Origin of the sequence: Dyella sp. 2RAB6 (genome assembly GCF_052115385.1) — a bacterium.
Classification (GTDB): domain Bacteria; phylum Pseudomonadota; class Gammaproteobacteria; order Xanthomonadales; family Rhodanobacteraceae; genus Dyella_D.
This window is the reverse complement of the sequence record NZ_JBFRGP010000002.1, coordinates 234,393-247,855: the sequence shown is the minus strand read 5'-3', so window position 1 is coordinate 247,855 and position 13,463 is coordinate 234,393. Positions and strand designations below refer to the sequence as shown.

2 protein-coding genes are annotated in these 13,463 nt (G+C 67.2%); both read right to left on the bottom strand.

The genetic code is table 11. The annotated features are described in order from the left end of the window. Window positions 1-10 precede the first annotated feature (10 nt). Entirely contained in the window at window positions 11-1,486 is a 1,476-nt protein-coding gene (locus AB4083_RS04990) for a carbohydrate-binding protein (protein WP_441606649.1), read from the bottom strand. A gap of 340 nt (window positions 1,487-1,826) precedes the next feature. Continuing rightward, window positions 1,827-12,707: an autotransporter-associated beta strand repeat-containing protein gene (locus AB4083_RS04985; RefSeq protein ID WP_441606648.1), complete on the bottom strand. Its 10,881-nt coding sequence runs from the start codon at window positions 12,705-12,707 to the stop codon at window positions 1,827-1,829. Window positions 12,708-13,463: the final 756 nt, after the last annotated feature.

Sequence of the window (13,463 nt, the reverse complement as noted above, 5' to 3'; positions counted from 1 at the left end):
TGCTTGCGCCTTACAACTGCGATTGCGTCGTCGCGTTGAACTTCATGCCCAGGCTGCTCTCCAGATTGCCGATGGCAAACTCCAGCACGCTGAACAGCTTCGCCCGATCCGTCGCGTTGCTGATGTCCAGGCTCGCCGTACCCGCCACACCGGCCTGGCCCAGCGCGGTATTGAACGCCGCCTGCGCCTGCGCCGCCGAGATATAGCTCGACGACGTACCGGCCTGGTTCGCGTAGGCCAGGGTCTGGAATACGTTGGAGAACACGCTGCCCAGCGTGCCGGCGCTGACATACACGTGGTTGGTGGGCGTCACCAGGGTAGTGGCGCTCGTGGTCGGGATCGGCTTGTCGTATAGCTGATCAAGGTAATAGCGCACCTGATACGGATACTGGCGATACGTATCCTGCACACCCCAGATCGAGCTGTAGGCATCCACCGAGGCCACCGTCGCCGCCGTGGCCGTTGCGCCCAGGCGGCTATAGCTGCCTACCAGGCCGCCGTAATAGCCCTGGTTGTAGGCCACGTTCAACAGCACGTCGAAGAAGTTGTTTGGCAAGCTCTTGAAGTTGGCCAGCGCATTGTTGAATGCCGGCTGCCAGGGCGTGACCCACCCACCTGTCCCGGTGCCGGTCACGATCAACGCGACGAAATCGTTGTAATGGAAATACGCCGTCAGGATCGGCCCGTAGTACTTGTTGTTGAACGAAGCCGGCGTCGGCTTGCTGTACTGCGTGGCGGCCGTGGCCATGGTGTAGCCGATGTTCTTCTGGATCGCGATGTAGTTGATCAGCGAATGGCCGGCCGGCGCATAGCTGCCGGACACCATGTCGGCGGCATAGTTGTTGATCTGGTACGGACCGCCCTGCCCGACGCCCATCACCGCCTGCTGGTCGGGCGAGGGATCGATCAACGGACCGGTGCCGACGTAGTACTGCGTCGCGAGGTTCTCCTGCAGCAGCTGCGCCAGCACCGAGCCGTAGACGTAGTCCTTGTTGAACTGCAGGCCGGGGTAGTACTGCTGTACCAGGTGGCCGTACATCACGCCGGCAATGAGGTTCGACACGATCAGGTCGGTGTAGTTGTCGCCGGTGAGGACCAGTTGATCCTGCGCGCTGCCCACGCCGAGCAGCAGATGGAAATTGAGCGTGCCCGAGGTGCTGCCAACCGGCGGCGGCGGGGGCGGAGGCGGGGGCGGCGGATTCGTCGAGCCACCGCAGTTGGTAACGACAGTCCACGGCTGGCCGCTGCCGGATGCGCCGCTATGCGTGGCGGGATCGTCGCCGCGGGTCCACCAATTGGCACTGTAGTTGACGCCGTTCTCGCTCGCCTGGTCGCCGCCGACGTAGATGGTCGAGGCATTCCAGGCGGCGCTGCAGGCCGGTTGCGCTTGCGCATGCGCGGCGGCGGACGACACGGCCATGGCGGCCGCGGCGATCGCGCGCAAGCTCAGGGTGGACCACTTCGCCAGATGCTGCTTCCCAGGCATGGGCGTATCTCCGGATAAAGGCTGATGGGCGGTGCTGGACACCGGCGGCATGACAACGATTCCCCTCTTTCCCGTTGTCCGCGCGCAGCCTCACGCACCCATGCCGCTCGGGGCATGGATGGGATAAGCAGGAATACCAACAACAGCGCCCGTCGAACGGCGATGACAACGTTGTCTATCGTTGCGCCGTTATGACGCCAGCGACCGTGATGCGGATCGCAAAGGCGGGAGGGCTGCGTTCGATCAGGGCATCCGGGCGCGGCTTATGAAGAACCCTGCGCCGCCCGCCTCTGCCGCAAAGAACAGCCCCTCTCCCATCCGGGAGAGGGGCTTCGGGCCATCACCAGCGCATGCGGAAACCCAACGTCCCATTGAGTGCATGCGAATCCCCGAAATGCTTCAGGCCGGTCGAAGCCTGCACTTCGCCGTAGACGGAATAGCGGCCATCCGCCCAGTCCAGCGAACCGCCGAGACCAAAACCACCCCACAGTCGTTCGTTGCGCGTGGTGAAGTCGGTGCCGGCCACATTGACGCGCGCGTCGCCGCCGAAGTTGCTGTACAGGTTGGCGATCGCATAGACATGGGTGGCGACGGAGCCGGACTCGCCCTGGCGCGCACTGCGGTAATCCGCCATCACGCCCGCGCGTGCGGTGGTGGTCGTGCCCTTCTGCTGCGCGACGTGCGCGCCGAACGCATCGTCGAAGCTGTCGAAGCTGGTCTTGCCATAGCTCAACTGCGCCTGCGGAATCAGCGACCACTGGTCGCCCAGGCGGAAACGCCGGCCGGCTTCCGCACCCACCACATACGCGTTGCCCTTGTTGCCGTCCTTCAACAACTGCGCAAGCGTGGTGGAACGCAGATCGGTGTCGAGACTCGACCAGCGCGCCTGGCCATCGACATAGAAGCCGTTCTCGCCATACCAGGTAAGCGTGGCGCCGATGCCATAGCTGTTCGTCTTCAGGCGGCCCTGGCCATAGACCGAGCTTGCACTGGACTGATAGCGCCCGTATTGCAGCGTGGCGCCGCCGACCAGCTTGCCGCCCTCGCCTTCGCTCAGCGTGGTGTCGATGCCGGCCTCGGCCTTCCAGCTGGACAGGTCATAGCGCGTGGCGCTGGTGCTGGTCTGGGGCTTGAAGCTCTGGTCGCCGCCTTCGACGCGCATCCACAGGCCTTCGCCAGGTTTCATATTGTCTTCCGACTGGACACCGGTCCACAGGCGATCGCCGGTGCGCTGGAACAGCGTACCCAGCGTGTTGACCTGCTGCAGGATGCCGGCATAAGCCTCGTACAGCGGCACGCCGGGCTGATACAGCGGCTGCGGATTGCCGGGATTGCCCGGATCCGTCGGACCGGTGGAACCATTGACCAGCGCCGAACGCAGATACCAGTCGCCATCGTTCGCGCTGGCGCTGCCCTGGTACAGGCGATACGCATACGCGCCGGCCACCACCGCCTGCTGGCCCTGGAATACGTAATCGCCCTGCAAGGCGAACGTGCCGTTGGAGCTGCCCTGCACGTCGATCAGCTTGATGCCTTGCGTGGTCTGCGCGCCGGCGCCGCCCACGTTGTTGACGCGCACCGTGGTGTTGCCGGAGGTACTGCCGGCGACCACCAGCTTATCGGTGGCCGAGCTGTCGTCGCCCAGGACGGTGTTGAACAACAGCGTGCCGCCCTGCCCCGTGTAATCGCCCTTTACGGTCAGCGTGGTGCCCGGCGCCGTACCGAAATGCACCGTGCCCGCATTGCTCAGCGCGCCGACGCTTTGCGCGTGACCCGCCAGATCAAGCGTGGCATTGCCCAGAACAGTGAACGCCGAGGAAGCATTGAATGCATTGTCCACGGCAGCGGCGAGCGTACCCGCCGCTACCGTCGTGGCGCCGCCGTAGTTCGACGTACCGCCCAACACCAGGGTGCCGCTGCCCGCCTTGGTGAGGCTGCCAGTGCCGCCGATGCCGTTGTTGAGCGCAAGCGTGCTGCCGTCGTCCGTATTGATCGTGGCCGCGCCACCCAGGCCAACCGTGCGGCCGGTGACGAAACTGCCGGTGGTGTGCAGCGTGCCATCGTCGATGGAGAGATTGCCCGACGACGCACCGAGGTTGCCGTCGCTCGCCACCTGCAGCGTGCCGGCATGCACGCTGGTGCCGCCGGCATAGGTGTTGGCGCCGGTCAGCACCAGGGTGCCCAGATCGTCCTTCACCAGCATGCCGCTGCCGGTGAGCGCCGCATCGACCGTGGCGGTCATGCCCGTGCCGGCCGCGGTGCCGTCGCCCACGCGGATGGTGGCGGCGCCACCGGCCAGCGCCAGCGCGCCACCCGTCACGCGGTAGCCGTCGGCCTGGAACTGCAAGCCGGATGCGCTCACCTGGCCGTTGGCGTTGTCTACCGTCACCGTGCCGGCGGTGCCGCCGAACACGGCGAATGCGCCGTTGGTGTACGGCGCATTGAGCGCGCCGCTGGCATCGGTCCAGTAGTCGTTGTCGGCCAGGCGCCAGCTGCCGGTGCCGCCGGAGATGGCGCCATCGTTCGCATGGCCGGGGCCATCCCAGAAGCTGAGCGTGAGGCCGGCGCTGTTCACCAGGTTGACCTGGTGGGCGATCGAGGTCTGCACGAAGGCATCCGTGCTGGGCACGTTGCCGAGCGCCAGGCCGTTGTCGGCCAGCGCGCCGTCGTAGCTGAAGAGACGGTACACGCCGGCACCGAAGCTGCCGCCCGGTGCGGCCGTGACATCGAGCGTGCCGTCCAGCGTGAGGTTGCCATGCACCACGGCCAGGTCGTTCAACGCGCCACCGGGCGTGCCGGCCTGGCCGAGCTGATAGGCCAGCTTGCTGTTGGCGCCCAGCGCGAGGTTGCCGTTGATGGTGAGCGTGCCGGCCGCACCGGCATCGCCCGGGCTGAGCGTGGCGCCGTCGGCGACGGTGACATCGCCGCCGATCGTGCCCATGCCGCCCAGGGTGGCGCCGCTCTGCACCGTGGTGGCGCCGGTGGCGGCCACCTGGTTGCCATTCACCAGCAGCGTGCCGGACTGCACCGCGGTGGTGCCGGTGTAGCTGTTGGCACCGGTCAGCACGGCAGTGCCGCTGCCCTTCTGCACCAGCGCGCCGGAGCCTGACACGAGACCGCCGAACGCGTAGCTGTCGGAGCGATTGAATGCGAGCGTACCGTTGTCGGCCACGTCGCCGACGATCGAGCCGGCGCTGCCGCCTTCACCCAACTGCAGCACGCCACCGGTGATGGTGGTGCCACCGCTGTAGGTGTTGTCACCCGCCAGCACCAGGCTGCCGAGATCGGACTTGGTCATGCCGCCGGTGCCGGTAAGCACCGAGGCGATGGTCGCCGTCATGCCGGTGCCGGCGGTGGTGCCGTCGCCGACGCGGATGATGGTCGGTGCTGCACCCAGTGCGATGCTGTCGCCCTGCACGCGATAGCCGTCCACCGCGAACTGCATGCCGCCGCTGTTTACCGCGCCGAGGCTGCCGTCCACAGTCACCGTGCCGCCGGTGCCGCTGAAGATCGCGAACGACGCATCCTGGTACGGCGCGTTGATGCTGCCGTCCGTCACCGTCCAGTTGTCATTGCCGCTGTTGTTCTGCCACATGCCGTTGCCGCCCTGCACCTGGCCGTCGCCGCGCGCGCCGTTGCCGTCCCAGAAGTTGACGTTGAGGCCGGCGGTGTTGACCAGGTTCACCTGGTGAGCGATCGAGGTCTGCAGGAAGTAATCCGGCGACGGCACCGCGCCGATATTCATGCCGTTGTCGGTGAGCGTGCCGTTGTAGCCGATGATGCGGTAGATGCCCGGATCGAAGTTGCCGCCGGAGGACACCGCCACATTGAGCGTGCCGTCCAGCGAGAGATCGCCGTTGACCTGCACGAGATCGTTGAGCGGTCCGCCGACCACGTTGGCCTGGCCGAGGTTGACGTTGAGATTGCTGGCGTCGCTCATGCCGAGCTTGCCCTTGACGGTGAGCGTGCCCGGTGCGCTACCCAGGTCGCCCGGGCTCAGCGTGGCGCCGTCGGCCAGCGTCACGTCGCCGCCGATGCTGCCCTTGCCGCCCAGCGTGCCGCCGGCATCCACCGAGGTGGCACCGGTCGCGCCGCTCTGGTCGCCGTTGATGAACAGGCCGCCGGCGCGCACCGCCGTGGTGCCGCCGTAGCTGTTGTTGCCGCTCAGCACGGTGGTGCCGCTGCCCTGCTGTTCCAGCGAGCCGCTGCCGGAAATCTGGCCAGCGAGCGCAAAGGTGTCGCTACGGTTGAAGACCAGCGTGTCGTTATTGACCACCGCGCCCTGGACCGAGCCGCTGGTACCGCCGTTGCCTACCTGCAGCGTGCCGGCCTGGATCAGCGTATTGCCGGTGTAGCTGTTGTCGGCGCCGAGCACCAGGGTGCTGGCGCCCGTCTTGGTCAGCGAGCCCGCGCCGCCGATGGCGCCGTTGAGCGTCAGGTCGGCGTCGGTCTGGAAGCTGCCGCCCGCACTGTTCAGCGTCACGCTGCGCCCGGAGGTGAAGGCGGCGGTGTTCTCCAGCGTGGCGTTGTTGAACGTCAGGGCGCCGCTCGCATCACCCAGGTTCGCATCGCTGGAGACCACGACGCGGCCGGCATTGACGATGGTGCCGCCGGTGTAGCTGTTGTTGCCGGATAGCGTCAGTTTGCCGGCGCCGGTCTTGGTCAACGCGCCCGCGCCGGTGACGGTGCCGGCAAGCCCGAGGTCCGCCTGCGTCTCGAAAGTCGCGCCGCCCTGGTTGATGGTCACCGCACGCGTGGAAGCGATCGCCGCGATGTTGCGCAGCGTGCCGCCATCGAAGGCAAGCCCACCCGCGGCATTGCCAAGGTTGGCATCGGCAGCGACCTGCAACACGCCGCTGTTGACCGTGGTGCCACCGGTATAGGTGTTGGCGCCACTCAGCACCAGGGTGCCGAGATCGTCCTTCACCACACCATCGGTACCGGCCAGCGTCGCGGCGATGGTGGCGGTCATGCCCGCGCCGGCGGCGGTGCCGTCGCCCACGCGGATGATGTTCGACACGCCGCTCAAGGTCAGCGTGCCGCCGGCGATGGTGTAACCGTTCACCGCGAACTGCATGCCCGAACTGGTCACCGCACCCAGGCTGTTGTCCACGGTGACCGTGCCCGGCGCGCCCATGAAGATGCCGAACTCGCCGTCGGTATACGGCGCGTTGTACTGGCCGGTCTGGTCGGCCCAGTTGTCGTTGCCGGCGGAGTTCTGCCACACGCCGGTGCCGCCATCGATGGTGCTGTTGGCGTGGCCGGCCGGGCCGTCCCAGAAGTTGAGCGTGAGGCCGCCGCTGTTGAGCAGGTTCACCTGGTGCGCGACCGAGGTCTGCACCTGGAAGGTGCCCGACGGCGTGCTGCCGAGCGCAAGGCCGTTGTCGGTCAGCGTGCCGTCGTAGCTGATGATGCGATACAAGCCGGGGCCGAAACTGCCGCCCGGCGTGGCGGCCACGTTGAGCGTGCCGTCCAGGTTGAGGTTGCCGTGCACCACGGTCAAGTCGTTGAGCGCACCTCCCACCACATTGGCCTGGCCGAACTGGTAATTCATCGCGGCGCCGGCATTCAGCGCCAGGCTGCCGTTGACGGTAAGCGTGCCCGCCGCGCCGGCGTCGCCCGGATTGAGTGCGCCGCCGTTGGCCACGTTGACGTCGCCGCCGATGATGCCCTTGCCGCCGAGCGTGCCGCCGTTCTGCACGCTGGTGGCGCCGGTGGCGCCGGACTGGTCGCCGTTGACCAGCAGCGTGCCGGCCTGCACCGCCGTGGCGCCCTTGTAGCTGTTGGTAGCGGTGAGCACGGTGGTGCCGCTGCCGAGCTGGGTGACGCCGCCGATACCGGAGACCAGGCCGCCGAAGGTATAGACGTCCGAACGGTTGAAGGCCAGCGTGCCGTCGTCGACCACGTCGCCGAGGATGCTGCCGTTGGCACCGCCGTTGCCGAGCTGCAGCGTGCCGGCGCCGATGGTGGTGCCGCCGGTATAGGTATTCGCGGCGGTGAGCACGGTGGTGCCCGTGCCCTGCTGCAGCACATTGCCGGCGCCGGAGATGGTGCCGGGCACGGTCGAGCTGTCGGAGCGGTCGAACGCCAGCGTGCCGGCCGCGACGATCACGTTGGCGCTGGCGATCGAACCGGTGGTGCCACCGGCGCCGAGCTGCAGGATGCCGCCGTTGACGACCGTATTGCCGGTGTAGGTATTGGTGCCGGTAAGCGCCCAGGTGCCCGCGTCGTTCTTGGCCAACGTGGTGATGCCGCCGGAGGCGTCGATGATGCTGCCGCCCATCACGTTGAGGCCGGTGTTGCTGCCGCCCAGGCCCAGCGTGCGGTTGCCGGTGCCGGCGTAGGCGGCCGAGCCGGTGTTGGCGAACACGATTGCGCCGGTGCCGGAGGACTCGATCACGCTGGAGCCGGTGGACAGCGTGAACAGGCGGTCGGTGGTGTCACCCGCGCCGGTATAGCGCAGCGTGGCGCCGCTGCCGATCACCAGGTTGGCGGCGGCGTTGGACGACTGCCCGAGGCTGCTGACCTGGCCGCCGTTGGCGAGTTTGTCCACGCCCAGCACGCCACCGATGATGGTGGTGACGCCGGTATAGGTGCTGGCCGGGTTGCGCAGGATCCAGGTACCGGTGCCGGTCTTGCGCACCGAGGTCTTGCCGCTGCCGTTGTCGGCAAGCTGCAGCGCCAGGCTGTTGTTGTCGGTGCTGGTACCGGTCAGGGTGACGGTCTGCGTGGTGTTGGGACTGCTGAAGACCAGCGCCCCGGTATTGCTGAACTGCACCGCGCCGGTGCCCGACGCATCCAGCGCACTGCTGGCGGAGGCGCCCAGGGTCAGCAAGCGGTTGGTGCTGTCGCCGGCACCCACGTACATAAGGGTGCCGCCGTTGAGCACGAGGTTGCCGGCGCCGACGCTGGACGCGCCGATGGAGCTGGCGCTGCCGCCGTCGGCGAGCTTGAACACCTGCAACTGGCCGGCGTTGACGGTGTTGCTGCCGGTGTAGGTGCTGGAGGTACCGGACAGGTACTCGATACCGCCGCCGTTCTTGACCAGCTTGCCGCTGCCGCTGATCACGCCGGCGTAAGTAGCCGCGGCCTGGCTGCTGGCGCCGTTGATCACCGTGAGCGTGGCGCTGCCCAGGTCGATGTTGCCGCCGGCCGCGCCGCCGCCATAGAAATAGCTGAGGCTGGTGTTGAAACTGTTGAGATCGAGCAGCGTGCCCGCGCTGTTGTCGACCGCCATATAGCCGGGCCCGAACGCATTGGCGATACCGGCGCGCAGCACGCCGCCGCGGTTATAGGTGCCGCCGGTGTAGGTGTTGGCGCCGCTCAGCACCAGCGTGCCCGGCCCCTGCTTCTGGAACTGCCCGCCGCCCTGGATGATGCCGCTCACGCCCAGCGTGGTGGCGGCATTGGCGATGTTGAGCGCACCGTTGCCGACGAGCTGGATGCCACGGTCGATGTTCACGCTGGCGCCGGTGTAGATCACTGCACCGGTGTTGAGCGCGAGGTTGCCCGGCGCGCTGCTGGACGCGCCGAGGCCGCTGGCCTGGCCGCCGTTGGCCAGGCAGTCGACGCTGAGCGTGGCGGAACTGAGCAGGGTGGCGCCGGTATACGTATTGCCGCAGCCGCTCATGGTCTGCGTGGAGCTGGCCACCGACACGCCACCGGTGCCGCTGATGGCACCGGTGAAGCTGCCGGTGTTGTTGATCTGCAACGTGCCGGTGCTGAGCGTGACGTTGCCTGCGCCCCACAGTCCGCCCACCCACACCTTGTTGCCGGCCAGGTCGGCGGTCGCGCCGGCATTGACCGTCAGGCGGCCCGCGCCCGCGCCCGTGGCGATGCCGCCGAACGCTTGGTTGGAACCGGCGCGAAGGGTGCCCGCGTTGACGGTCGTGCCGCCGCTATAGGTATTGGTCCCGGACAGCACCAGGGTGCCGGCGCCCTCCTTGGTCAAGCTGCCGACACCGATCACCGTGCCGCTGTCCGTAAGCGTGGTGGCCACTTGCGCCACGTCGACGCGGCCGACGCCGGAGCCGAGCGTGAAGCCGCGATCGGTCGATGCGGTGGCGCCGGTGTATTGCAGGCCACCGCCGGTCTGCAGCACCAGGCTGGCCGGATCGCTCGTGCCCGCACCGATGCCGCTGGCTGCGCCGCCATTGGCCAGCGTACCGACGGAAAGCGTGCCGTTGCCGACGGTGACCGCACCGACGAAATCGTTGGCCGCGTTCGACAGCGTCAAGGTGCCGGTGCCGGTCTTGATGAAACCGGCATCGTCGGGGCTGGTGACCACGCCGCCGAACGCGAGGTTGGCGTTGCCGTCGACCTGGATGGTGCGTGACGGCCCGCCGTTGACCAGGGTGAAGCCGCGATCGCTGCTGGCAGTGGCGCCGATATAGCGCAGCGTGCCGTTCTCGATCACCAGGTTGGACGAGGCATTGCCCGACGCGCCGATGGCGCTCGCCGCGCCGCCGTTGGCGACGCTGTTGAACTGCAAGGTGCCGCCGCTGACCGTGGTTGCGCCGGTATAGGTGTTGTTGCCCTTCAGCACCACCGAGCCGGTACCCGAGCCGCCGGAGATAAAGCTGGTGGCGCCGCCGTTATCGACGATGGTGGCAAGGATGTTGAAGCTGCCGCCGCTGTTCTGCAGCACGCCCAGCGGACTGCCGCCGGCGCCGCCGGTCATCGAACCGCCCTGGAAGGTCTGCGCGGCATTATTGGCCGAGGGCGACACGATGATGCTGCCGTCCACGCTGAGCGTATTGGCTGCGCCGATGTTCACCGCCGAATTCGATGGCGCGGTGACCTTGAGGCCACCGAGCGCAACGTCGCCGTTCACCGTGCCGAAGTACGGCGTGTTGGCATTGCCGCCCTCGTCGCTGACGATGTCACCGTTGAGCCACAGGGCCGCATTGTCCTTGTTGGCATACGAGGTAAAGGCGGTGATCACGCCGCCCGTAACCTGCGCGTAGTCCGTGCCGTTGACCGTGGCCCAGCCGCCGAGCGCACCGTCCGCATGGGTGGTGGTGATGGTGGCGCCGGTGTTGAAACCGAAATCGAGCAGGCCGCCGCTGCGGTTGATCGCACCCAGGCCCACGCTCAGCGTGCCGCCGGCGGTGGTGCTGATGCGGTTGCTGCCGGCGCTGACGGTCAGGCCGTTGAAGTTCTGGCTGTTCGCCCCGGCCTTGCCCTTGATCGACAGCGTACCGCCGCCCAGGTTGAGCACCGAGCTGCCGCTGATGATGTTGCTGGCAGGTGCGCCGGCCGCCGTGAAGTCCAGCGCCAGCGTGCCGCCGCCGATCGTGGTGGCGCCGGTATAGGTGTTGGCGCCGGTGAGCGTCTGCGTGCTCGCGCCGATCTTGGTAAGGCCGCCGGTGCCGGCGATGCTGCCGGCATACGCCGCACTGCCCGCGGTGGCATTGAGGGTGAGCGTACCGCTGCCGAGGTTCAGCGTGCCGCCCGTACCGGCCAGCGACGGCGTGCTGACGGAGAAGTTGTTGAGATTCAGCGCACCGCCGTTGACGATCAGGCCCTTCGAGGTACCGAATGCATCGGCACTGCCCGCGGTGAGCGTGCCGGCCTGCACGGTGGTGGTGCCCACGTAGGTGTTGGCACCGCTGAGTAACCAATTGCCGCTGCCGTTGATCACCAGGTTGCCGGTGTTGGAAATGGCGCCGCTCACCGTATTGGTGCCGGCGTAACTGCCACCCAGGGTGAGCGTGTCGACGCCGCCGGTGACGAAAGCCATCTGCCCGGTGTACGCGAGCGCACCCGTGCCATCGTTGTAGAACGCGCTGGTGCCGTCGGAGGTGAGCGTGCGGTTGGTCGAGGTCGCCGCACCGACGTAGCGCAGGATGCCGTTCTGCAGGTTCAGATTGCCCAGCGTATTGACGCCAAACGAACTGGCGGTACCGCTGTCGGCCAGCACCGGCGCGATCACCGTGATCGTGTTGATGGTGGACGGGCCGGTGTAGGTGTTGGAGCCGCCCAGCGCGATGGTGCGGCCCGCGCTACCACCGTACGCGACGACGCGGTCCGACGTACCGCTGATCGTGCCAAGCAGTTGCATGTCGCCCGATACCGCCTGCATGTTGTGGCCGGTCAGCCAGGCGCCGGTCAAGGCGATGTTCCCGGTCAGCACCAGCGTGCCGGTGCCGACGTTGCGCAATGCCGTTCCGGCGGCGGACGTATTGGTGAAGCGGAAATCGCGATTGGACGTGTTGCCGGCGCCGCTGTAGTTCAAGGTGCCGCCGAGGCCACTTCCCGACTGGACGATGATCAGGCCATTGGCAGCCGTCGTCGGCGCACCGAACGAGCTGGCCTCGCCGATATTGCCGATCGAGGTGAAACCATACGTGCCGCCGCTATAGAAGTTGGTCACGCCGTCGTAATCGCTGGCGGCATTGCCCATGACGACGCCGCTGCTCGCGTTCACGTTGCCGGTGCCGGTGAAACGGGCATAGCCGACGCCATTGCCTGCCAGGGTGGCCGTGCCGCCGGTCAACGTCACCACTCGCGTGGAAGCGAGTTGGCCGCCGCTGGCCGAGAGCGTGGTACCGGTAGCCATCGTGACACCGTTGCTCGCGGCACCGAGGGCGGTGTCGCTGGTGACGGCGAGCGTGCCGCCGGTGAGGTTGATGCCGCCGCTGAAGGTGTTGGCCCCGCCCAAGGCCAGGATGCCGGCCGCCGACTTGGTCAGCCCCGCGGTACCGGCGATCACCGAATTGATGGTGGCGCTGCCCGCGATGGTCGGCGTGGTGCCGGCCAGGTTGAGCGTGCTGCCGTTGAGCACGTAGCCGGCGAGGCTGAAGGTCAGCGTGTTCGCCGTGATCGGCGTCTTCAGCGTGACGGTGCCCGCGGTGCCGGCGAAGATCGCGTTGTCGATCGCGGCGTTGTTCCAGGTATAGAACGGACCGGCCACGCCATCGCTGGCGGCATTCCAATACTGCGAAATCGTGTCCCAATCGCCGCTGCCGCCGCTGCCGGCCGAACCGCCGTTGACGTCCCAATAGCGATCCGCTGCCAGCACCTGTGGCGCATACAACGCCGCGAGCACGCCCAGGCGCAAGGTCCAGGTCGCCACGGAAGACCGCGTCGACCGCTTACGCGCATCCGCACCCGCAGCACCGGGACGGCCATGCCCCTTGCCATGCCGGCCAGCCAGTTCGGAAGCGACGACCCAGGCGTTCAAGGTCCGCGACCACACGATGCGGAATACACGATTCATTGATTGTCCCCTGTCGAAAGCAAGCAGCATCCACACGGCGGCCTGCGGCCACCGGCGACGGAAAGATGGAAGGCGCGGCGCAGCGCGCGTGGTGGTGCCGGCGTACGGCCGGCTAGTGGAGCGGCGGTGGTCGCGCCTGGTCGACGCGGCTCAACGCGAGCGGCGTGAAGCGGCGTTTCAAGCGCACGCAAATACCCGCGAGGCGAATGGCTCGCGACACCTGCGTTACGGATCGTCTAAACACGACAGCCTTGCCAGTTGAAGAGCTCACAGTCCCCCTCCGGCGCTGTTCCATACGAGCGCCAGTGTCTTCAAACACGTCGGACGGCGGCCGGCAGATGCCGGTGTCGTTAGCCAGTGCGGCGAGACACCCCTGTCCCTTGTCCAATCATCATACGAAATTTATTACCGTCGCAAGGTGTGCGTAAGTTCACTTACTGGTACATCCGTCGATTCATCTTGATCTTTTTAGAGACGGGCATGGCGCGCTCACAAAGCTAAGGCGAGCGCAGCGGCACGGATGTCGACAAGTCGATACAAAGCGATTAAAGACTGGCTGGCGAGACGCGAGGCAATGCTCCGGCTCGACCTGCCCGTGCGGATTTCCATTGGGTCAGCGGCAGAAGCGCATGCCGTGCATGACATAAAAACTCATCAGGAGCGACGATGCCGATCCGCGTACCCGAACTGCTCCGAACGCTCAGGCACACCGGTCGATCGCCCGCACGAGCCACCCAGCGGCCCTTGCACCCAAGC